General features: G+C 69.6%; 21 protein-coding genes. 10 read left to right on the top strand and 11 right to left on the bottom strand.

What is annotated here, in order from left to right; genetic code table 11:
• Nucleotides 1–2 precede the first annotated feature (2 nt).
• Entirely contained in the window at nt 3–623 is a 621-nt protein-coding gene (locus tag H9Y04_RS42275; protein ID WP_187819585.1) for a DUF47 domain-containing protein, read from the bottom strand.
• Nucleotides 624–849: 226 nt separating this feature from the next.
• On the opposite strand from H9Y04_RS42275, the gene H9Y04_RS42270 reads away from it, so the two are divergent.
• Complete coding sequence (locus H9Y04_RS42270; RefSeq protein WP_187819584.1) at nt 850–1,200, top strand: metal-sensitive transcriptional regulator; 351 nt, start codon at nt 850–852, stop codon at nt 1,198–1,200.
• 39 nt (nt 1,201–1,239) lie between these two features.
• On the opposite strand, the gene H9Y04_RS42265 is transcribed toward H9Y04_RS42270, so the two are convergent.
• Nucleotides 1,240–1,410 carry a hypothetical protein gene (locus tag H9Y04_RS42265; protein ID WP_187819617.1) on the bottom strand — a complete coding sequence of 57 codons (171 nt, stop codon included), beginning with the start codon at nt 1,408–1,410 and terminating at the stop codon, nt 1,240–1,242.
• Between the two features lie 313 nt (nt 1,411–1,723).
• Nucleotides 1,724–2,614, bottom strand: coding sequence for an SCO4651 family lipoprotein (locus H9Y04_RS42260; RefSeq protein ID WP_187819583.1), 891 nt, complete (start codon nt 2,612–2,614; stop codon nt 1,724–1,726).
• Between the two features lie 118 nt (nt 2,615–2,732).
• On the opposite strand from H9Y04_RS42260, the gene H9Y04_RS42255 reads away from it, so the two are divergent.
• The 3 genes from H9Y04_RS42255 to H9Y04_RS42245 all read left to right on the top strand — a co-directional run bounded on the left by H9Y04_RS42255 (nt 2,733) and on the right by H9Y04_RS42245 (nt 5,204).
• Nucleotides 2,733–2,906 carry a hypothetical protein gene (locus tag H9Y04_RS42255; RefSeq protein WP_187819582.1) on the top strand — a complete coding sequence of 58 codons (174 nt, stop codon included), beginning with the start codon at nt 2,733–2,735 and terminating at the stop codon, nt 2,904–2,906.
• Nucleotides 2,907–2,962: 56 nt separating this feature from the next.
• A complete protein-coding gene (locus tag H9Y04_RS42250) occupies nt 2,963–4,540 on the top strand; it encodes an FAD-binding oxidoreductase (protein WP_187819616.1) in 1,578 nt (525 codons plus the stop codon).
• A gap of 340 nt (nt 4,541–4,880) precedes the next feature.
• Nucleotides 4,881–5,204 (top strand): hypothetical protein, encoded by a 324-nt coding sequence (locus H9Y04_RS42245; protein WP_187819581.1) that lies wholly within the window; start codon nt 4,881–4,883, stop codon nt 5,202–5,204.
• Between the two features lie 62 nt (nt 5,205–5,266).
• On the opposite strand, the gene H9Y04_RS42240 is transcribed toward H9Y04_RS42245, so the two are convergent.
• The 4 genes from H9Y04_RS42240 to H9Y04_RS42225 form a co-directional block, all read right to left on the bottom strand.
• A complete protein-coding gene (locus H9Y04_RS42240) occupies nt 5,267–5,980 on the bottom strand; it encodes a phosphatase PAP2 family protein (RefSeq protein ID WP_187819580.1) in 714 nt (237 codons plus the stop codon).
• A 264-nt stretch (nt 5,981–6,244) separates the two neighbouring features.
• Nucleotides 6,245–7,276 (bottom strand): C40 family peptidase, encoded by a 1,032-nt coding sequence (locus H9Y04_RS42235; RefSeq protein WP_187819579.1) that lies wholly within the window; start codon nt 7,274–7,276, stop codon nt 6,245–6,247.
• A gap of 146 nt (nt 7,277–7,422) precedes the next feature.
• The gene (locus tag H9Y04_RS42230) at nt 7,423–8,751 is read right to left on the bottom strand and encodes an ABC transporter permease (RefSeq protein ID WP_187819578.1); all 1,329 of its coding nucleotides are present in this window, start codon (nt 8,749–8,751) and stop codon (nt 7,423–7,425) included.
• Between the two features lie 5 nt (nt 8,752–8,756).
• Nucleotides 8,757–9,566 (bottom strand): ABC transporter ATP-binding protein, encoded by an 810-nt coding sequence (locus tag H9Y04_RS42225; RefSeq protein WP_187819577.1) that lies wholly within the window; start codon nt 9,564–9,566, stop codon nt 8,757–8,759.
• Between the two features lie 315 nt (nt 9,567–9,881).
• Between H9Y04_RS42225 and H9Y04_RS42220 the strand changes: the two genes are divergently transcribed.
• Nucleotides 9,882–10,550 carry a L,D-transpeptidase gene (locus tag H9Y04_RS42220; protein WP_187819576.1) on the top strand — a complete coding sequence of 223 codons (669 nt, stop codon included), beginning with the start codon at nt 9,882–9,884 and terminating at the stop codon, nt 10,548–10,550.
• Nucleotides 10,551–10,638: 88 nt separating this feature from the next.
• Here the strand turns inward: H9Y04_RS42220 and H9Y04_RS48035 are convergent, their stop codons facing one another.
• Both H9Y04_RS48035 and H9Y04_RS42210 read right to left on the bottom strand, forming a co-directional pair.
• The gene (locus H9Y04_RS48035) at nt 10,639–11,952 is read right to left on the bottom strand and encodes an Ig-like domain-containing protein (protein WP_187819575.1); all 1,314 of its coding nucleotides are present in this window, start codon (nt 11,950–11,952) and stop codon (nt 10,639–10,641) included.
• A 345-nt stretch (nt 11,953–12,297) separates the two neighbouring features.
• Nucleotides 12,298–13,770, bottom strand: coding sequence for a DUF7059 domain-containing protein (locus H9Y04_RS42210; protein WP_187819574.1), 1,473 nt, complete (start codon nt 13,768–13,770; stop codon nt 12,298–12,300).
• 139 nt (nt 13,771–13,909) lie between these two features.
• Here H9Y04_RS42210 and H9Y04_RS42205 point away from each other — a divergent pair, with 139 nt between their 5' ends.
• The 5 genes from H9Y04_RS42205 (at nt 13,910) to H9Y04_RS42185 (ending at nt 17,498) form a co-directional block, all read left to right on the top strand.
• On the top strand, nt 13,910–14,134 hold the full coding sequence (locus H9Y04_RS42205) for a hypothetical protein (protein WP_187819573.1): 225 nt from the start codon (nt 13,910–13,912) through the stop codon (nt 14,132–14,134).
• A 180-nt stretch (nt 14,135–14,314) separates the two neighbouring features.
• The gene (locus tag H9Y04_RS42200) at nt 14,315–14,740 is read left to right on the top strand and encodes a hypothetical protein (RefSeq protein ID WP_187819572.1); all 426 of its coding nucleotides are present in this window, start codon (nt 14,315–14,317) and stop codon (nt 14,738–14,740) included.
• Between the two features lie 15 nt (nt 14,741–14,755).
• Nucleotides 14,756–15,337: a hypothetical protein gene (locus H9Y04_RS42195; RefSeq protein ID WP_187819571.1), complete on the top strand. Its 582-nt coding sequence runs from the start codon at nt 14,756–14,758 to the stop codon at nt 15,335–15,337.
• Nucleotides 15,310–16,800, top strand: coding sequence for a hypothetical protein (locus tag H9Y04_RS42190; RefSeq protein WP_187819570.1), 1,491 nt, complete (start codon nt 15,310–15,312; stop codon nt 16,798–16,800). The genes H9Y04_RS42195 and H9Y04_RS42190 overlap by 28 nt, the downstream gene beginning before the upstream one ends.
• On the top strand, nt 16,800–17,498 hold the full coding sequence (locus H9Y04_RS42185) for a hypothetical protein (protein WP_187819569.1): 699 nt from the start codon (nt 16,800–16,802) through the stop codon (nt 17,496–17,498). The genes H9Y04_RS42190 and H9Y04_RS42185 overlap by 1 nt, the downstream gene beginning before the upstream one ends.
• A gap of 39 nt (nt 17,499–17,537) precedes the next feature.
• Here H9Y04_RS42185 and H9Y04_RS42180 read toward each other — a convergent pair whose 3' ends face one another.
• Both H9Y04_RS42180 and H9Y04_RS42175 read right to left on the bottom strand, forming a co-directional pair.
• On the bottom strand, nt 17,538–18,770 hold the full coding sequence (locus tag H9Y04_RS42180; RefSeq protein WP_187819568.1) for a serine hydrolase domain-containing protein: 1,233 nt from the start codon (nt 18,768–18,770) through the stop codon (nt 17,538–17,540).
• Between the two features lie 129 nt (nt 18,771–18,899).
• Nucleotides 18,900–19,460, bottom strand: coding sequence for a DUF6294 family protein (locus tag H9Y04_RS42175; protein WP_187819567.1), 561 nt, complete (start codon nt 19,458–19,460; stop codon nt 18,900–18,902).
• Between the last annotated feature and the right edge of the window lie 167 nt (nt 19,461–19,627).

Below are 19,627 nucleotides of genomic sequence, written 5' to 3'. Positions count from 1 at the left end.
CCTCAGGACTCCTTGACCGCGATGGTCTCCACGGTGTTGGCGACGTGCTCGAACGCGTCGGCCGCCTCCTCGAGCACATCGACGATCTGCTTGAGCTTGAGCACCTCGATGGCGTCGTACTTGCCGTTGAAGAGGTGGGCGAGGAGCTTGCGGTGGATCTGGTCGGCCTGGTTCTCCAGACGGTTGACCTCGATCCAGTACTCCGTGAGGTTGTCCATGGTCCGCAGGTGCGGCATGGCCTCGGCGGTCAGCTCGGCGGCGCGGGCGAGCACCTCGATCTGCTGCTCGACGCCCTTGGGCAGCTCTTCGACGTTGTAGAGGACGACGAGGTCGACGGCCTCTTCCATGAAGTCCATGATGTCGTCGAGGCAGGACGCGAGGTTGTAGATGTCCTCGCGGTCGAAGGGCGTGATGAAGGAGGAGTTCAGCTGGTGGAAGATCGCATGCGTGGCGTCGTCTCCCGCGTGCTCCGCGGCCCGCATACGCTCTGCGATCTCGGCCCGGGCGGAGGAATCCGCCCCGAGCAGTTCCATGAGGAGCTTCGAGCCCGTCACGATGTTGTCCGCGGAAGCCGCGAACATGTCGTAGAAGCTCGTCTCCCTGGGGGTCAGACGAAAACGCACGTGGGGTCCTCGGGGTGCTTCGGATTCGGTGAGGCTGATGCTAGGCGCATCAACCGGCCACGGCTAACCGGCCGCTCCCCAGTGTCGCCCATCGGGCACAGTGATCAGCACTGGCCCTCCCATGAGGGGGGCCCTGCCGTGGGAGGGGCCCCGGCAAGAGCTCTGGCCGATACGGGCGTGTCGGGTACCATATACCCACCAGGGGTATAGCGATGAGGAGGACGGGATGACCACCACCGAGGCCGGCGCCACCACGCCGGAGTCCGCACCCGTGGTGACGGACCACGATCGCGGGGTCCACGGCTACCACAAGCAGAAGGACGAGCACCTCAAGCGGCTGCGCCGGATCGAGGGCCAGATCCGCGGTCTGCAGCGCCTCGTCGACGAGGACGTCTACTGCATCGACATACTCACGCAGGTCTCGGCCTCCACCAAGGCCCTCCAGTCCTTCGCCCTGCAGCTCCTGGAGGAGCATCTGCGCCACTGCGTCGCCGACGCCGCGCTCAAGGGCGGCGAGGAGATCGACGCGAAGGTCGAAGAGGCGACGAAGGCGATCGCGCGGCTGCTGCGGACGTGAGGCATGCGCGAGGCCTGCCACGGCCTCGCCGCCTGCCGGCTATCCCTCCCCCTCGCCCTCCCCGAGAACCCCCAGCACCTCGTCGATCCGGTCCGCGCTGAGCCGCTCCTCGTCCGCGGTGGACGCCGCGATGATGAGGTCGCCGCACAGCTCGATCTCGGCGAGGGCGACGTGGTCCTGAACCGCTCCCCTGCCCTGGGCCGGAGCCACGTACATCACCTCTTTCCGCCATCGGCGGTCGCACGTCTTCGAAAAGATCCCAGCGTCGGCCGCCCGGGCTCCGAATCCTCCGCGCGCGCCGCGCAGAGCCTCCGCACGCCCGAGTCCCGACTTCCTAGAGTAGGGAGCCGTCTACGGAACGCGCATGGCACGTACGGACCATTTCGGGATACGAAATCGGGTCCCGCAGGGGTGAGTTCAGGCCGGGCTGGGACGAGTTCCGGCCGCACGAGCGGGTGTTCGGGCCGCGGAGGGGACAGTTCAGGCCGCCGACCGCCGGGAACCGGCCAGGGCACTCAGGGGGTCAGCCCTGCGCGATCTTGCCCGCGTAGATGTCGCCGGGCTCGGGCAGCTTCGCCGCCGCTTTCGTGCCGAACGCGTCCAGCCAGGTCGTCGACATCACGGCGACCGGCTTCCCCGCCCCCGTACCGGCGCCCGAACTGCCGCCCTGGGTCTGCCCGTTGGCGAAGCTGAACTCGTGGCGGATCTTGCGCAGCCGCCCCTCGTCGTCGACATACGCGTCGAACGGCACGGTGTCCTTGCTGAACCCTTTCACCGCCGCCCGGAGCACCGCCCTGTTCTCCTCGGGCGCCAGTTCCGCGGCGCGCCCCAGATCGGCCAAACCGCGGTAATGCCGCACCTCGACGCCGTTGACCTCGGTGGTCCCCACGTACTCCACCGAGCGTGCGCCGCGCAGGAGTTCGGCGGCGGTGAGCGGGTCGGTGGCACCGCCGGTGACGAGGTTGCCGTCGGAGAGCGTCGCGGTGTCGATACGGACCCACTTGTCGTCCGGGACGCCGGCGCCGCGGTTCTTCATGTAGAGCGCCCCGGGCGCGAGCATCTCGGTGATCGGGGCCTGCGGCTCGGCGCCCGACGGGTCCTGCGGCAGCTGCACGCGCAGCTCGCCGACCCTGCGGACGAAGTCGTACGTGCCGGAGCCGCGGATCGTGACCCGGGTGCCGCCGGAGGCCATCTCCATCGAGGTACGGGCCCGGGCGGTGCGGGCCTCGACCAGACCGTCGGCCGCGTGGCGCAGGATCTCCTGCGGATCGCCGCCCGCGTCGTCGGCGGCCGCGCCGCCCGGGGAGCACCCTGCCGTGGCCAGGACCAGCGAGGCCAGGCCTGCCCCCACAGGAGCGGCCAGGAAGCGGCGGCTCCTGCCGCCCCGACGCCCCTCGCGCTGCTGCACCACCATCGCCTGCCTACCCCCAACACTGGCCGTCCGTACGCGGGCCCCCTTGTGTTCCGCTTAACGACCGGCCCCTGTCCCCGTCACGGGCCTGGCACGGGGTGAGGGCGGTTACGGTTGAATCGTGCATCAAAAGCCTCCACCCCCTGGCGAGCCCGACCCGACCGCGGTGCACCACACCAGCACGGTCGAGCAGGGCAAGTTCTGTCTCGCGCACTGCACCTGCGGCTGGCGCGGCCCGGCCCGCAGGGCGCGGTCCAAGGCGAGATCGGACGCCCTGGAGCACGCGAACGCCTGAGGCACCGACTCGCGTACGCCCCATGCCCGTTGGGGTACATCACGTCCATGGAGTACATGGACCGGCGTACGGCCCTCATCGGCGGGGCGTCCCTGGCGCTCGCGGCGACGGCGACCGCGTGCAGCGGACCGGAGGGCGGCTCCGAAGCGCCCGCGACCTCACCGTCCGCGCCGCCGACCGGCGGAAAGCAGACCGGCGGGAAGCCGACCGGTGCCCCTCCCTCCGGTGCCGGCTGGTCCGCCCTCGCCTCGGACCTCGACGGCGAGCTGATCCGCCCCTCGGACGCGGACTGGGACACGGCACGTCAGCTCTACAACACCCGGTTCGACGGCCTGAAGCCCGCCGCTGTCGCGTATGTCGCGGGCGCCGAGGACATACGGGCGGCGCTCGCCTTCGCCCGCCGCACCGGCACCCCGGTCGCGGTGCGTGGCGGCGGCCATTCGTACGCGGGCTGGTCCTCGGGCGACGGCCGTCTGATCCTCGATGTCTCACGGCTCTCCGCGATACGGGCGAGCGCGGGCAGCGCCGCCGTCGGGGCCGGAGCGCGGCTGATCGACGTCTACCGCGCGCTGGCCGCCAAGGGGGCGACGGTGCCCGCCGGTTCGTGCCCGAGCGTCGGCATCGCGGGCCTCGCGCTCGGCGGCGGACACGGGGTGACCTCGCGGGCGTACGGGCTGACCTGCGACAGCCTGACCTCGGCCACGCTCGTGACCGCGGACGGCGAGGAACGGGTGTGCTCCGGCGAGGAGAACACCGACCTCTTCTGGGCGCTGCGGGGCGCGGGCGCAGGCCAGTTCGGCGTCGTCACCGAACTCCGCTTCCGTACGCATCCCGCGCCGCAGGCCGTGACCTGCTTCCTGCGCTGGCCCGGTGAGCGGGCCGGGGACGTGGTGCGCGCATGGCAGCAGTGGGGCCCGGAGCAGCCGGACGAGATCTGGTCGGCATGCGATGTCGGCGTCGAGGCGGGCAGCCCCGCCCATGTCCAGGTGGTCGCCTACTCGCTCGGCACGTACGGCGAACTCCAGAACGCCGTCGACCGCCTCGCCGACGCGGTCGGCTCTCCCGCCTCCACGGTCTCGCTGCAGCGCAGGTCGTACGTGGAGGCGATGGAGGTCTCCGCGGGATGCGCGGGGTTCGGCTCCGACGCACAGTGCCATCTGCCCGGCGAGCTGCCGGGGCGTGCGCCCGAAGGTGCGCTGCGCCGCGACACGTACGCGGCCCGCTCGGACTTCCTGTCGCGCGCGCTGCCGCCGCAGGGCATCGCGGCCCTGGCCGGCTCGGTGTCCCGGGCACGCGGCCTGCGCGCGGCGACGATCGCGCTGACGGCGCTCGGCGGAGCGGTGAACCGCGTCGACCCGACGGCCACGGCCTTCGTCCACCGCGGGCAGCGGATGCTCGTCCAGTACATCGCGTCCTGGCGGGTGGGCGGTTCGGCCTCCCCGGCCAAGTCCTGGCTGGACACCACACAGAAGTCCCTGCGCCCGTTCACCTCGGGCTGGGCCTACCAGAACTACACGGACCCCACCCTGAAGAACTGGCGCGAGGCGTACTACGGCCCGGCGGCCGACCGCCTCACCCGCCTGAAGCACGAGTGGGACCCGGACAGGGTGTTCACGTTTCCGCAGGCGCTGTGACATTTCAGCCCCATCCAGCCCCTGCGGCGCTTGAGCAGATCCGAGCGAAGCTCGGATGCGGGGGTGCAGGGGGAGAAGCCCCCGTGGGTCCCACCCACCCTGGGGGCTCCATACATGGGGGTCCGGGGGCGCAGCCCTCGGTTTCGGGAAGGGGCGGGTAGGGGAAACCAGCCCGCCGCAGGCGCCACCCACCCGCACCCGACGACGAGACCGAGACCTCGGACGGCCCAACCCACCCCCCGGACGGCCCACTTCGACACACCCTCCGCTGGCCCACCACACCCCCCGGGGTTGACCTGGAGACACCGGTCCCCACCGCAACCCGAGGGCAGGCCCACACATGACAAGAAGGACCCGTACCCGAATAGCCCCACTCGGCTCCATCGCCGCCGCCGCAATCCTCCTCGCAGCCGGCGCCACCCCCGCAGCCGCCGCCTCCGGCACCGGAGAGTTCGCCGCCGCCCACCCCGAGGCCGGCCCGCTGGCCCTCGCCTCCGCCGCGGTCGCCGCCGTGGCCGGCGGCTACGGTCTCAAGCTGATGCGCCGGCGCCACGCACACGAGGCCCAGCCACCCGCACCCCAGCCGGAACCAGCCGACACCGGAGCCCAGATCGCGGCCCAGGAAGGCCAGTTGACGGCCCAGCCCGCCAACTCGGCGAGCTGACAGGCCAAGGGCCGAGCCCGGCAACTCGGCGAGCTGACAAGCCAGAGGCCGAGCCCGAACCGTCAGGCCGCCAAGTCGCTCCGCCCCGACCCCGCGACATCGTCCGCCACTCGCGGCTCCGGCAGCTCCACAGCGCTGTGGGGCGCCGCCGCCCGACGGGCCCGTACGAGAAGACCGGCCCGCCGCGAGCGGCCGATCGATGTCACGAGCGGGGTCAGCAGGGCCATCGCCAAAGGCGCGAGCAACAGCGTCGTCGCCGTGCCGAGCGCGAAGCCGCCCACGACATCCGTCGGATAGTGCACACCCATGAAGATCCGGCAGAAGCCTTCGACGAGCGCGAGGCCGATGCCGATCAGGCCGAACGTGCGGTTGGCGACGAAGAGTCCGACGCCGAGCGCCATCGCGAGCGTGGCGTGGTCGCTCACGAACGAGAAGTCGCTCTTGCCGTGCACGAGCAGCTCCAGGCCCTGATGGTCGACGAAGGGCCGGGGCCGCTCGACGAATCCCCTTATGGGGATGTTGACCAGGACCGCGATGCCCGCGGCGAGCGGTGCCCAGACGAGACCGGCCACCGAGACCTCGGGGTCGGGGCGGCGCCTGACCGAGGTCCAGCACCACAGCACGAGGACGACAAGGGCGACGAGCAGTCCGTACTCGCCGACGAAGCCGATCGCACGGTCGAGCCACTCGGGGGTCGACTTGGTGAGCCCGTTGATGTCGTACAGCAGGTCGACGTCGAGGTTCGCGCCGTCGACGGCGAGCTCCGGTCCGGCCATGGCGCCTCGGCCCCTTGTCTCTCAGGAGGCGCGCGTGCGAGCGCGCCCGTGCTGTTCTCAACCCCCGTGCTTCAGAGCTTGGTCAGTGCGTCTGCTGCCTGGTGCTGTCCGGTGTCATGAACCAGTCTTGCGGTACGTCGCCAGAAGAACGTTCACTTCCCCTGATTACGTTCCACTCTCCACCGAAAGATCACTCGGACGTTATCGAAGAGTGACTCATCGTTGCAGCTCAGAGGGCCGCTCCGCCGTCGGGTTTCGGCCAGATCACGCGTCCGCGCCCGCCTCCGCAATGCCCTTGCGCGCCTCGTCGAGCGCCTGCGCCCCGTCCTGCGTGACCCGGGTCGCGCCGAAGTAGTCGGGGGTGTCCACCGGAGCGAAACGGATCACCGCCCCGGGCCGTGGCGCGTCGATCATGTAGCCGCCGCCGACATAGATGCCGACATGTCTGATGGCCCGTGAGTTGGTGAGGTCGTCCGAGAAGAACACCAGGTCACCGGGGAGGAGTTCACTCCGCTTGGGGTGCGGTCCCGCGTTGTACTGGTCGTTGGCCACACGCGGCAGCGTCACGCCGACCGTCTCGTACGCGGCCTTCGTCAGACCCGAGCAGTCGAAGCGTCCGCCGTCCTCCGCCGTGCCGTCGCCGCCCCACAGATACTCCGTGCCGAGCTGCTCCTGCGCGAACGAGATCGCGCCGGCCGCCTGCCGGGAGGGGCTGACTCGGCCAACAGGGCGCGCGAAGCTCTTCTCCAGGGTCGTGATGGTCTTCACATAGTTCTGGGTCTCGCGATACGGGGGTACGCCGCCGTACTTGATGACCGCGTACGCCCCCGCGTTGTACGCCGCCAGCATGTTGTGCGTCGGATTGCCCGGGGCGTCCTTCACATAGCCGGCGAGCTTGCAGTCGTACGAGGCGGCCGAGGGGATCGCGTCATTGGGGTCCCAGACATCGCGGTCGCCGTCCCCGTCACCGTCGAGGCCGTGCGCCGCCCAGGTGCCGGGAATGAACTGCGCTATGCCCTGCGCCGCGGCGGGGCTCTGCGCCTTCGGGTTCCACCCGCTCTCCTGGTACAACTGCGCGGCGAGCAGCGCCGGATTGATGGCCGGGCAGAGATTGCCCCACTTCTGTACGAGCGGCTGGTACGCGGCCGGGACGGCGCCCTTGGCGAGGCCCACGGCTCCCTTGCCCACCCCGTTGACCAGATTGCCCGCGACCATGAAGGTGCCGACAACGAGCAGCAGCACGAAGGCGAGCCCGCCGCCCGCGAAGGCGGCCGTGACCAGCCAGGCCTTACGCATCGTCCACCGCCCTTCACTCGCAGGAAGTCCGCCGCGCCCAAGTGTATGGGCGGGCGGACTTCTGGTCCGGGACCTGTGGACAACTGCTCGGAAGCCTTGTGGAGAACCGTCGCGAATCAGCCAACTCCCCAGGTGAGGCGGCCGATTCAGGCCGCCACGGCCACTGCGTCCACGGCCGGGGTCCGCAGCCGGCGCCACGCCGTCCCCATGCTCGTGCCGACCGTCACCGCGGTCGCGATGCCGGCCACGGCGAGCCAGATCCCGAGGCCCTGTCCGGGCAGCACCTGGTCGGTCCGTACGGAGGTGAAGGCAAGCACCCCCGCGAAGCCGGTGAGCGAACCGAGGGCGACCCCGGTCACCGTCAGGACGGCGCTCTCGGCGCCGACCATCGCGAGCACCTGCTGGGGAGTGGCACCGGCGAGGCGCTGCTGTCCGAACTCCCGTACGCGATAGGAGGTCGCCGCGTACAGGGTGTTGATCAGCATGATGCAGCAGAAGGCCACGATGATCCCGACGACCGCGTAGTTGAGCGTCTCCAGGGTCTTGGCATCGGCGTCCTTGACCAGGCCGGAGGCCTTGACCGCGTCGTTCTCGACGCCCTGCATGTACAGGGTGGCGACGGCCATGCCGGTGAAGAGGATCAACGGCATGAGGACATTGGACAGTTGGGCGGCCCGCTGCCGCATGTTGCGCACGGTCAGATAGCCGCCGGCGCCCGCGAGCGCGGTGACCGGACCTTCCAGGACGCTCAGCACGCCCGGCAGGATCCGTGTCGACAGGAGCGCGCACCCCACCGACAGGAGGATCGCCCCGTACGCGGGCGGCGCCATCATGATCTCGGCATCCGAGTCCAGGAGGAACGTCGCCGACAGGCTGAGGGCACCGGCCACCAGCGCCGCGCAGGCGAAGAAGTTCCGTGCCCTGCCGGGCCGCTTGCCGTTCGCCCGGCCCGCACGCCGTACGGCGAGGAACGCGGCGCCCACGGCGGCGAGCAGCGTGATGTCGAACCCGGTGGCGAAGGCGATCGCCCCGAAGGAGTGCTCGACCGACCCGGCCACCTGGCCGCTGTCCTGGAACACGTCGAGCAGCAGCTGTCCGCCGAACATCGCGGGCACCACCGCAAGCGAGGCACCGAGCAGCGCGACCACGAAGGCCTCGCCGACGATCATCCGCTTGATCTGCGCGGGTGTCGCCCCGGAGGTACGGAGCAGCTGGATCTCCTCGCTCCGCTGCCGTACGGCGACGGTGAGCGTGGAGGCGACGGCGAAGAAGACCAGCAGGCTTCCGTAACCGCCCACGACGCTCGCGGCGACCGTCAGCGTCTCCGCGCTGCGGTCGTCGACGCCCGGGCCCGCGGCCGTGTCGTGCATCGAGTTGAACGTCATGATGATCAGCGCGCCCAGGAAGGACGAGAACAGCGTGGCGGTGAACCGGCCCGGACGCTGCCGGATGGACCGCATGGCCAGTGCGAACATGACGGTCACACCCCCAACGGGCTTGCGTGGTCGGACCCGTTGAGCTCGTCACCGAGGTGCGCGAGGCGCTCGGCGACCGCGTCGACCGTGGGCCGTTCCATGTGGCCCGCGATCCGCCCGTCCGCCAGGAAGACCACCGAGTCGGCGTACGAGGCGGCCACCGGGTCATGGGTCACCATGACGACCGTCCGGCCGTGCACCCGTACCGCCTCCTGGAGCAGCCGCAGCACATCGCGCGCACTGCGGATGTCGAGCGCGCCGGTCGGCTCGTCGGCGAAGACCACCGTCGGCTCGGTGACCAGGGCCCGCGCGATGGCGACGCGCTGGCGCTGACCGCCGGAGAGCTCGTCGGGCCGGTGCCTGAGGCGTCCGCCGAGGCCGACCTGCTCCAGGACGGCGCGTGCCTTGGCCTTGTCGATCCGGCGGCCCGCGAGCTTCAGCGGAAGGATGGTGTTCTGCGCGACGGTCAGGGTCGGCAGCAGGTTGTACTGCTGGAACACGAACCCGATCCGCCGCCGCCGGAACTTCGTGAGCTGGGCCTCGCTGCCCTGGCTCATCTCCTCGCCCGCCACCATCACGATCCCGCTGTCGGGCCGTTCGAGCCCGGCCGCGCACTGCAGGAGCGTGGTCTTCCCGGACCCTGACGGGCCCATCACCGCGGTGAACGTACCGCGTGCGAGGGACAGGCTCACGCCGTCCAGCGCCCGTACGGCGCTCTCGCCCTCTCCGTAGCTCTTGCTGACCTTGACGAGCCGCAGGGCTTCGTCGGTCTGCCGCCCGGAGACGCCCGCCCTGTCCCTCTTGTTCCCCAACATCTCGGCCTCTTTGTGATGGTTTGGAGTGGTTTCCCTTGCCGTACTTCGAAGGTAGGGATCAGGGCTCGGCGGCACATTGGGCGTGGGGCCCGGAGCGGGGTGGTGGTGGGTACACCCCAGGCGGTGCGGCTGACCCGCCGACCACCTTCGAAGTTGGGCCGTTTGCTGTCGTGGCGCCCCGCTTGGCGCATCTGACGATGCGTCACGCACCTGCACCAATCAGCGTATGAACGCGAGGAACTTCCGTCGGTACGAGGCGGCATGAGTCGGCACGAAAGGCAGCAGATGGAACTGAGGCGCGCTTGGCTGGTCGCGATGACAGGGGTCATCGGAGCGTCGGTGGCCTGGGCGGGCACCCTCCCCGCGGCTGCGGCCACCGGCCGTACGGCCGCGGGTGAGGCCTGCGCGGTGGCCACGGGCCCGTATCAGAAGCAGGTGGAGAAGCTGCTCAAGCTGCGGGTGGACGGCAGCCAGTCACCGCAGGACTGCCGGGTGGTCCAGGCGTTCCAGCGGCGCGAGGGCATCAAGCCCGCCAACGGTTACGCGAGCCGCGCCACGCTCCACATGCTGACGGTGGCCGCGGCCCGCAAGAACCCGAACGCGGGCGGGCGCTGCCCGGTCCGAAACCGGCGGGTGGCGTGCGTGGACCTGACGCGGCAGCTGATGTGGGTGCAGCAGGGCCGCAAGGTGGTCTACGCGACCGTGCCGATCCGCAGCGGCCGCCCGGGACTGGAGACCCGCAACGGCTGGCACTCCGTGTTCCGCAAAAAGCGGCACGACATCTCGACCCTGTACGACAACGCCCCGATGCCGCACTCCCAGTACTTCTCGCGCGGTCAGGCCATCCACGGTTCGCTGAGCAATCTGTTCAGCGGGCCCGGCTCGGCGGGCTGTGTGAACCTGCGGCCCGGGGACGCGGCGCGACTGTACAAGGTGCTGCAGATCGGTGACGCGGTGGTCGTCTTCGGCCGCAAGCCGCGCTGAGCACGGGGCGTGACCTACGCACCGTGGGGGCGCGACCGGATCGGTCGCGCCCCCACGGACTCACTGCTCGACCAGCTTGTCTACCGCGTCACTTCTTGCCGTACTTCGGCGGGCAGTACGTGCGGTACATCTTGGACGGCTTCGAGGTGACGCCGTCCTTCGTGATCGTCGCCGTCAGCTCGGTGCACGGCGGCAGGGGCTTCTTGGGGGAGCACGACCACGTGCCGTCCGCCTTGACGGTCGCCGTGCAGACGACGTTGCCGTCCTGGTCGCGGACGGTCACCTGGGCGGGCACCTTGACCTTGGCCACGCCCGTGACCGGCTCCTTCTCCTCCGCCTCGGTGATCACCGGCGGGCTGACACACGGCTGCCCGACATCCACCGTGTAGCTGCCGACCTCCGAGGTGACGCCGCCCTTGGTCTGCGTGGCGGTGAACTCGTTCGGCCCGCACGGCATGAGCTTGCTGGGCGTGCAGGACCAGCTGCCGTCGGGGTTGACGGTGGCCGTGCAGACGGTGTTGCCGTCCTTGTCCTTCACCGTGACCACGGCGCCGGGCTCACCCTCGCCCTCGAGGTCACCGGTGACCGGGCCCGTGATGGTCGGGGGCTCGAGCAGGCGCCACTGGAGCTTGACGGAGCCGTTGCCGCCGTCCTTCGTGTTGGTGCCCGCCGTGCCGCCACCGCCCTGCGTGGTGGTGCCGGTGACCTGGCGGCTGCTGTTGAGGTAGCCGGAACCGCCGCCGCCACCGCCGTCACCGAAACGGCTGGTAGCACTGGAGCAGGCGCCGCCGCCGCCGCCGAACCAGCCGCCGCCACCGCCGCCGCCGGCGTCCGGCGTCCCGGTGGTGTTGTTCATCGAGCCGCCACTGCCGCCTTGCAGGCGTACGCCCTCTAGGGGGAGAGCCGTGCAGCCGCTTCCCGCGCCCGCAGCGCCTCCGGCGGACTCGGTGCCTCCACCGCCCACGGCGGGAATGGTCGCGCCCGCACCTGTCGTACCGCCACCGGCGCCTGCGGCCGCCCCGGGCTGGCTGGTGCCGCCGCCCGCGCCGCCACCACCACCGGCGATCGCCAGCTGGGTGGTGCCGAGGGCGATCCCGCTGCGGCCGCCGCCGCCACCACCGGCGCGCCCGGAGTTGCCGCCGTGCCCACCGCCTCCGAAGCCGCCGCGGCGTCCGTTGTCCCCGGACTTGCCGCCGCCGCCGACCACCACGGTGAGCTGCTGTCCCGGCTGTACGGGCATGGTCGCCGTGGTCACACCGCCGGCGCCGGCCTGCTGGCTGCCGCCGGCGGGGGGCAGCTCGAAGCTGCCACCGCCGCCGGCGCCCTTCAGCTCGGCCTTGAGCTCGATGGCCCGGTCCGGGACGGTGAAGGTCTGGTTGGCACCGGTGTAGGCGAAGGTCACACAGCCTGTGTACGGGGCGGTAGGCGTACAGGCCGCCCTCCCGCGCGTCGCGTCCGTACCCTGTCCGGAGCCAGGGGCAGCCGCTGCCGGCTCGCTCCCCATCGCCAAGAAGGCGGCCGCCGCCATGGCGACCAGTGCGGACGTGCTTCTGACAGCACGCATCTATGGATCTCCTCGATACTCGGGGGTGTGAAGAGGCGCCCGCTCTGTTGACGATCGGACACTCAAGCCACGCGTACACCCGCGCCGCTGCGGAGACCGGCAGCCGCTTCCCGTATTGCATCCGGTGGGCGAGTAACTTCGCTCCCCCGTGCAATGACGGGGTACCGCCTGCTCGGCGGGAGGTCACCCGGGGATCAGCGCTCCCCGCTCCACCAGCCGGGCCACCTCCGGGAGCGCCGCGAGGACGAGCCGGCTGCGGTCCGTGCCCTCCGCCTCCGCGAGCCGGGTCAGCTGGTCGCCCAGCGTCTCGTCGGGGCGACCGCTGCCGCCGATCAGGGCGACGCCGAGCGGTGTGGTGCGCTCGTTCCAGTTGAGGCCGTCCGAGGGGATCTTCAGGAGCTGCTGGTTGAGGTGCCAGCCGCCCGGCCCGGCGGGCGAGTCGGAGCGCAGCCCCGCCTCCTGCCACAGGCGCACGCCCGGGCCCGGGCGGAAGCGGGAGGTCAGCGGGTCGTGGTCGCGCAGCCAGTCCTGCCGCGTGAACCATTCGGCCACCTGGCCACCGGTCAGCTCCGCCGCCTCCGGCGACAGTTCCTCGATCCGTACGACGGGGTCGCGGCGCTCCGTGCGGCGCAGCACCACCGTCCCCGTGCCGACCCCCGTGATCTTCCGGTCCTCGAACCACCGCAGCCAGGTCTCACGCTGCCCCAAGTGCTCCTCGCCACCGCTCTGTTCGAGCCAGTGGTCCACGTAGGCCCGGGCGTCCGTGACGCCCCGCTGCACGACCCACGCGTCCATCCCGGACCCCTCGGGAATCCAGTGCGCGACGCGCTCGCGCCAGTCCTCGCCCGCGACATGGGCCCAGTTGGCGCGGAACTGCAGATGGCCGCCCTCGGTCAGCAACTCCGGTGCCGCACCGGCCAGTTCGGCGCACACGCCGTCGCCCGGACGGCCCGAGTCGCGGTACACGCAGTGCACCGTGCCGGGTCCGACGGCGTACGGCGGGTTGGAGACCACCAGGTCGAAGCGGCGCCCGGCCACCGCCTGGGCCATATCGCCTTCGAGCACTTCCCAGTCGAGCGCGTTCAGCGCGGCCGTCGTCGCGGCGAAACGTGCCGCCCGGTGCGAGAGGTCGGTCGCGACCACCGAAGCCGCCTGGTCCGACAGATGCAGGGCCTGCACCCCGCATCCGGTCCCCAGGTCCAGCGCCGTCTCCACCTGGTGGCCGAGCGTGGCCCGCCGCAGCAGCGTCGCCGTCGGTCCGATGGGCAGCACCCGGTCGGCCCGCCGGTCGTGCGGCTCGGGCCGCAGGAACAGCGGGAAGTCCGACACCGCCCACCACTTCTCGTACGGATGGAGATAGACGGCCGCCCGCACCAGGCCCTCGCCCGCCGGTTCGAGCAGCGACACGACGGCCTCCTCGACCTGGACGATCGGGACACTGCGGCCGCACATGAACAACCGGATCAGCACGCCCAACGGATCGGTTTCACCGAGGAGTTGGAGCGCGGGCTCCGGGTCGTAGCGATTGAGCGCCTGGGCGGCCTCGAGTCCGATCCGCGTGACGATCCCGTCCCGCGTGTAGCCGTACTGCAGCAGTACATCGCGCAGTGCCGCGTTGGCCTGAGGCGTGAGCAATGGCTCTGTGCTGGTCGTCATATGAGGGTATTCGGCGGGCAATCCACGCGTCTTGACCCTTACTCCATGCGGTTAATGCCATTGAGCGAACGGACTGAACTGACCTTGCCGTACGGCGAGTTGAGATCAACAGCCCGAATCGTCCTGCTATGGAGTCCTCATGGAATCCAGCACCACCACCCCGACCCGCCGCCTGCGCGCGGGCCTCGCAGGCGGACTGATCTGCGTCGGCTCGGCTCTCACGATGCCGTACGCGATGGCCGCAGGCCCCTCCGACCGCGAAGTCGTCGCCCCGGCGGATCCGGCCATCACGGCACCGTCAGCCGCGCACCCCGCGTCCCACGAACCGAACGCGGGCTTCGGCCCTCTGGGAGCGGCACTCTGACCGACCCCGCGGCACGGCGCCCGCGTCATCCACAGGCTGTGGACGACGCGGGCGCTTCTGCTGGGGCGGCCGGTTCGTCGCAAACCTTCACAGTTAGCCCTTGCAACGACGCTCGGGTGATCCATAGGGTCTTGGCGACCTGGTCGTCTGCAGCGGCAGTGACCCGACGGGGGATTCAGGATGGCATGGGAAGAATGGGAGCAGCTGAAGGCTGATGCCGCGGGGCGGCAGCAGACGCAGATGCAACTGAACCAGCTGCCGGCCGAAGGCGGCGGTGGCGGCGGCAAGGACCTCGTCGTACGGGACAACGAGCTCGGCAAGCTGGGCAACATGGCCTACGACCTGCGCGAGCGCTTCCGCGTGGACAGCGACCTGGCCCGCCCGAGCACCTTCGACGCCTCGATCGAGCTCTTCAACGACGGCCTCGACACGGGATCGGCCCTCACTGAGCTGCACGACGCCTGGAACAGCAAGACCCAGACCCTCAAGGAAGCCTGCGCCCACATCTCCAACGGCCTCGACTTCGCGCGCTCGCAGCACGCGAAGGACGACGTCGACATCGAGACCGCGATCAAGTCGTCGGTCATCGAGAGCTATCTGAAGTAGAAGCAGGGGGAACAGGTGCTGACTGTCTCGGAGCTGACGGAACTCCGTCTGGGGAAGCTGAAGGAAGCCGTCGACCAGTGGCAGACGATGACGGGCAAACTGCAGCGCCTGGCCGACGGCAAGGGCGACATCTCCGCGGCCGAACTCGCCCAGCAGGCGAACGGAGCCGACTGGAGCGGCGTGAACGCGACCGTCACCCGGGAGTTCATCACCAAGACCACTCGCGAGTTCACCCACGCCGCGGCCGAGGCGAAGACGATCCTCGGGCTGCTGAGTGACATCCACCACGACTTCACGAAGCACAAGAGCGACCTCAAGACCGCCCTGGTGGACGCGCGCGCGAAGAACATCCGCGTCCACCAGAACGGCTCGACCGAGGACGGCTACGTTCATTCGGTCGGAGACGGCGGCAACACGGACCCGGTGCCGCAGGCCGAACTCGACGCCGCCGCCGAGAAGATCACGCGGCCGCGACTCTCGCCACAAGCCTGGGCGGCGAGGGCACCCTCGAGTTCTGGCGGGAGCTGGCCTCTCCGGCCGGCCCGCCGATCGAGGGCGACCGCGCGAAGATGCTGGCCCAGGTCCAGGACAACCTGAGCATGTCCCTTGCGAACGCGACCAGTTCGAATGCCCCCGGCATCGACGCGTGGCAGCGCGAGGTCATCGCGGCCGGCGACAAGCAGTTCCCGATCCGGGAGGGCCTGCAGGGCCCCTACGGTTACCAGATCGCCAGCAGCCTGATGCAGAAGGGCAAGTTCGACTCGGGCTTCCTCAACGACTACGGCACGTCACTGATCGAGTTCGAGCGCAAGAAGGGCAACGACTCGGTGCTCGGCGAGCCGGGCAACCTGTGGGAGACCCCCTTCCAGCTCGACTATCCCCCCTCGGACAAGCCCAGCGATCCGGTGGCTGGCTTCTTGGACGGCTTGGCCCACAACCCCGAGGCGTCGGTGGAGTTCTTCGGCAAGTCCACGTCCGGGGGCGGCCTGGACGACGTCAACAACCTCGCGTACCTGTCCGGCGTACCGGAAGCGGGTTCCGACGCGGTCGAGAACCCCCGCAAGTGGCCGGAGGGCGAGGACGGCAAGCCGATCGGCTACGCGAGCCTGGGCCACGCGCTGGAGTCGGCGACACTGGGGTATGCGTATGACGACAAGACGCCGGAGATCCCTTCCTTGAAGGGCGAGGACGCCATCGCGGCGCGCGAGAAGCGCACCGATCTCATGCACAGGGTGGTCGACCACTACAACACTGCAGACGTGATCGACGGACAACCCGGTATGCGGGACAGCCTGGCGAAGATGGCCTCGGGGCACATCGGCAGCCTCACGTACTCCGTAGCGGGATTCGGCGATTCCGCAAAACAGGACCACCTGAGCGGCGTCAACGACCTGTTCGGCGTCCAGGACCATCGGCTCCAGGACTTCGGCAAGAACGACTCCGCGGCCTTCCTGAGCGCACTGGCTTCGGACCAGGACTCCTACGCGACAGTTTCCGCGGCGGAGCAGCTCTACGGTTCGAGTGTCATCGCCGCTCAGGACAACAAGACGGACGCCATGGATGCCGGGCTGTACAGCGTCAAGGTCCATGGAATGCTTGACGAGGCCAGGTTCGAGGCGATCGGCAAGGAATTCGCCGATGACGAGGCAGCCAGGAACAAGGAGCTCGAGAAGAGCGCGGAATGGCGCAACTTTCTCGGTAGTGCCGTCACCGGAGCGGCAGTTGGCGTCGGAACCGCGCTGGCCGTACCCACCGGCGGGGCAGCTCTGATCGCGGTTCCGATTGCCATCGAGACCCTCGGGGGCGCTCTCGACACCGCCTGGGCCAACAACACCGTCGATTGGCTCGAGGAACGGGAGTACGACAACAGCGCGGACTCCGTCAAGGGAATCAAGGCCGCTGAGCGGGCCGGAGAGCATGCGGCGATGACGCCACTGATGAACTACGCGGAGTCTCAAGGGCTGAGTCCCGGCGAGGTAAGGCAACTGGAAAGGAATGGCTCGACCCTCTACAGCGAGGGTAAGGGCCTCACTGACACGGACAATGCAAGGGGCCACTGATGGTTCGTACGCGCGTTGCTGCCGCGTTCCTGGGAGCAGCAGTACTCAGCCTCAGCGGGTGCAGTAGCGGGGCTCCGCAGGAGAAGAAGGACCCTGCAAACGCCAACCCGGGACCCTGCAAGGAGCTGCTCGGGACGGAAGGCATGGCGTGGTTCACGAACCACACAACAGAGTCCCAGCGGAAGATGAACAGCTCTTCGAGCGTTACGGAAGCGCGGACAGTATTCCGCGATCAGGTTCTCGCCTGGAAACCTGCGGACGAGAACGACATTCCTCGCTTCGTCAACTCCGAGCTCTGCCACGCCGGGAATCCGCAGGCCCGCGACAAGGATCTGGTGATCGAGTACGGAGCTTCCACCTTCCCCTTCGATTTTGCCTTCGAGGAAAGCAACGACAAGCGGGAAAAGCGGGTGATGACGGAAGCCGGGCCGGACGTAAAGCTCCTCTACTGGAAGGACCCGTTGCTCGACGACCCGCTGTACTACGTGTACATCCGGTGCGGCGTGCCGGGGGCACCCATCTCGCAGCTGAACGAGGTGCCTTTGGAAGGCAAGATGAAGGACAGCCTCACTCGCGACAAGAGCCAGAAGGGCCACTTTCAACACCTGTTGCACTCGGCAAAAGTGATGGCCGAGGAGTTCGGCTGCACCAACAAGCCGGAGATCCCCACCACCGTCCCCGCCTCCGTCAAGGACTAAGACGGGGACGGGGACCGGAACCAGGGAAGGGGCGGAGGGTCAGTCGTCCAAGGACTGGTACAGCGTCGTCCAGAAGTCGTGCATCGCGTGGATGGAGTACGGGGCCGACGCCCCGACCTGGGTCAGCAGGATGCCGACCACGCCGTTCACCGGGTCCGCGTACGTCGACGCACCCGAGCCGCCGTCCCAGCCGAACTGGCCGATCGGCGCGTAGTCGCTGACGTACGTGCGTACCGCCATGCCGAAGCCCCAACCCCCGTGCTGGCCCTGGCCGTAGGAGATGTGGACGTTGTCCTTGGCCAGCTTGGTGCGGGCCGCGGTCTGGGCCGCGTCCAGCTGGTTGCTGGTCATGAGCCGGACGGCCTGACGGGACAGGATGCGCTCACCCTCATGCACGCCCCCATTGAGCAGCATCCGGAAGTACGCGTGATAGTCGTCCGCCGTCGAGTTGAGGCCGCCGCCGCCACCCTCGAAGGCCGGCGGCGCGGAGTGCCGGCCGCCCTCGGCGGTGTCCCAGACGTGGAACTCGCCCGACTGCGGGTCGGGCGCGTACAGCGGCGGGAAGCGGTGCATCTGGTCGGCCGGTACGTAGAAGCCGGTGTCCTTCATGCCGAGCGGCTCGAAGATGCGCTCGCGCAGGAAGTCACCGTACGACTGGCCCGAGACGCGCGACACGAGCACGCCCACCACGTCGTGGCTGAGCTGGTACTGCCACTGCTCCCCCGGCTGGTGCATCAGCGGCAGCGTGCCGAGCCGGCGCATGAACTCGTCCGGTTCCGGCATCGGCGTCGGCAGGTTCGGCGTGAGCCCCTGGCCGAACACCTCGTTCATGACCGGGGTGCCGATCGACGTCATGTCCATACCGAGTCCGAAGGTGGAGCTCAGGAGGTCTCGTACGGTGATCGGGCGACGAGCCGGCTCGGTCTCGTCCAGCGGTCCGTCGAACCGCTTGAGGACCTGGCGGTCGGCGAGCTCGGGCAGCCACTGGTCCACCGGGTCGTCGAGCCGTATCCGGCACTCGTCGAGCAGCACCATCGCGCCGGCGATCGCGACGGGCTTGGACGTGGAGGCCATCCGGAAGATGGTGTCGCGGCTCATCGCCGCGCCACCACCGCCGTGCTCGAAGGTGCCGAGTACTTCCACGTGGGTCTCGTCGCCCCTGCTGACGAGGGCGACGAGACCGGGGATCTTCTGGGAGTCGACGTGCCCGGCCAGTACGTCGTGCAGTCGGCCGAGGCCCGTCTTGGTGAAACCGTTCGAAGCGTGCGGCATTCCCAAACTCCTTAAGCGAAGGATGAGTTGAGATCATGAGCCGCGATGCGCCCGGGACGCCACCTCTTCGGTGATTTCCATACGCCGGGCGTGCGCGCCGGGCGCACGCCCCCGTCAGCGGTGCCGCCGTCAGCAGTGCCGCGTCAGGCTGATGGTCGTGACGTCGTCCCAGAGGTGGTCGGCGAAGTACGCGTTGCGGCCCGCTGTGACGATCTGGTTCGCCTCCGACAGGTTGATCACGAACTTCCGCGAGTCACCGGGGTTGCGGTCGGCGTGCAGGTAGCCGATCAGCCCGCCGCGGTGGTCGAGCAGCTTCGCGTACATCAGCCAGGCGTCGTCACCGCTGCTGCTCCAGAAGTGACCCTTGAAGTAGGCGTGCCCGTTGGACGAGAGCTTCCAGGTCGCGCCGTTCATCCGGCGGCAGTCGCCGACGGCGGTGGTCCTGAAGGTGAACACCTTGGTCTCCGTGCCCGCCTTCGTGACGATCCCCTTCGCGTCGCCCGCCTGCGTCACCCCGGTCGCCTGCGCCGTCTCGGTGGCCTGCTTGGCGGCGACGGACTTCTTCGGGCTGCTGCCCTCGTTCGGCATCCCCATCGCGACGCCGAGCGTTCCGGCCGCCACCGCCAGGGCGGCGACCCCGCCCAGAGTGCGGCGGTTCATCAGCTTCCTCGACTTCTTGGTCTCGTTCATGGATCTCTCCCCCGTGGGCTGTGCACCGAGCCCGGCGCCTGTCGTCCGGGACATCCTCAGAATCCGTGCGATACGGGGGCGCGGCACGAGTAGTCGGCTACTCGATTCCGCGGGGACGCGCGTCCGAGTACTCAACTCGCCTGCTCGACAAGGCTCCTCCGACGGAC

Origin of the sequence: Streptomyces polyasparticus, from assembly GCF_014493765.1 — a bacterium.
Classification (GTDB): domain Bacteria; phylum Actinomycetota; class Actinomycetes; order Streptomycetales; family Streptomycetaceae; genus Streptomyces; species Streptomyces polyasparticus.
Note: the sequence above shows the minus strand (reverse complement) of the source record. Positions and strands in the feature narration are given on the sequence as shown.

Bases quoted from the DNA above. Each gene is read 5' to 3' on its own strand.
- H9Y04_RS42270 (WP_187819584.1), top strand. From the start codon at position 850: ATGACCACCACCGAGGCCGGCGCCACCACGCCGGAGTCCGCACCCGTG.
- H9Y04_RS42260 (WP_187819583.1), bottom strand. From the start codon at position 2,614: ATGGTGGTGCAGCAGCGCGAGGGGCGTCGGGGCGGCAGGAGCCGCCGC.
- H9Y04_RS42250 (WP_187819616.1), top strand. From the start codon at position 2,963: ATGGACCGGCGTACGGCCCTCATCGGCGGGGCGTCCCTGGCGCTCGCG.
- H9Y04_RS42245 (WP_187819581.1), top strand. From the start codon at position 4,881: ATGACAAGAAGGACCCGTACCCGAATAGCCCCACTCGGCTCCATCGCC.
- H9Y04_RS42240 (WP_187819580.1), bottom strand. From the start codon at position 5,980: ATGGCCGGACCGGAGCTCGCCGTCGACGGCGCGAACCTCGACGTCGAC.
- H9Y04_RS42235 (WP_187819579.1), bottom strand. From the start codon at position 7,276: ATGCGTAAGGCCTGGCTGGTCACGGCCGCCTTCGCGGGCGGCGGGCTC.
- H9Y04_RS42230 (WP_187819578.1), bottom strand. From the start codon at position 8,751: ATGTTCGCACTGGCCATGCGGTCCATCCGGCAGCGTCCGGGCCGGTTC.
- H9Y04_RS42225 (WP_187819577.1), bottom strand. From the start codon at position 9,566: ATGTTGGGGAACAAGAGGGACAGGGCGGGCGTCTCCGGGCGGCAGACC.
- H9Y04_RS42220 (WP_187819576.1), top strand. From the start codon at position 9,882: ATGACAGGGGTCATCGGAGCGTCGGTGGCCTGGGCGGGCACCCTCCCC.
- H9Y04_RS42210 (WP_187819574.1), bottom strand. From the start codon at position 13,770: ATGACGACCAGCACAGAGCCATTGCTCACGCCTCAGGCCAACGCGGCA.
- H9Y04_RS42205 (WP_187819573.1), top strand. From the start codon at position 13,910: ATGGAATCCAGCACCACCACCCCGACCCGCCGCCTGCGCGCGGGCCTC.
- H9Y04_RS42200 (WP_187819572.1), top strand. From the start codon at position 14,315: ATGGCATGGGAAGAATGGGAGCAGCTGAAGGCTGATGCCGCGGGGCGG.
- H9Y04_RS42190 (WP_187819570.1), top strand. From the start codon at position 15,310: ATGCTGGCCCAGGTCCAGGACAACCTGAGCATGTCCCTTGCGAACGCG.
- H9Y04_RS42185 (WP_187819569.1), top strand. From the start codon at position 16,800: ATGGTTCGTACGCGCGTTGCTGCCGCGTTCCTGGGAGCAGCAGTACTC.
- H9Y04_RS42180 (WP_187819568.1), bottom strand. From the start codon at position 18,770: ATGCCGCACGCTTCGAACGGTTTCACCAAGACGGGCCTCGGCCGACTG.
- H9Y04_RS42175 (WP_187819567.1), bottom strand. From the start codon at position 19,460: ATGAACGAGACCAAGAAGTCGAGGAAGCTGATGAACCGCCGCACTCTG.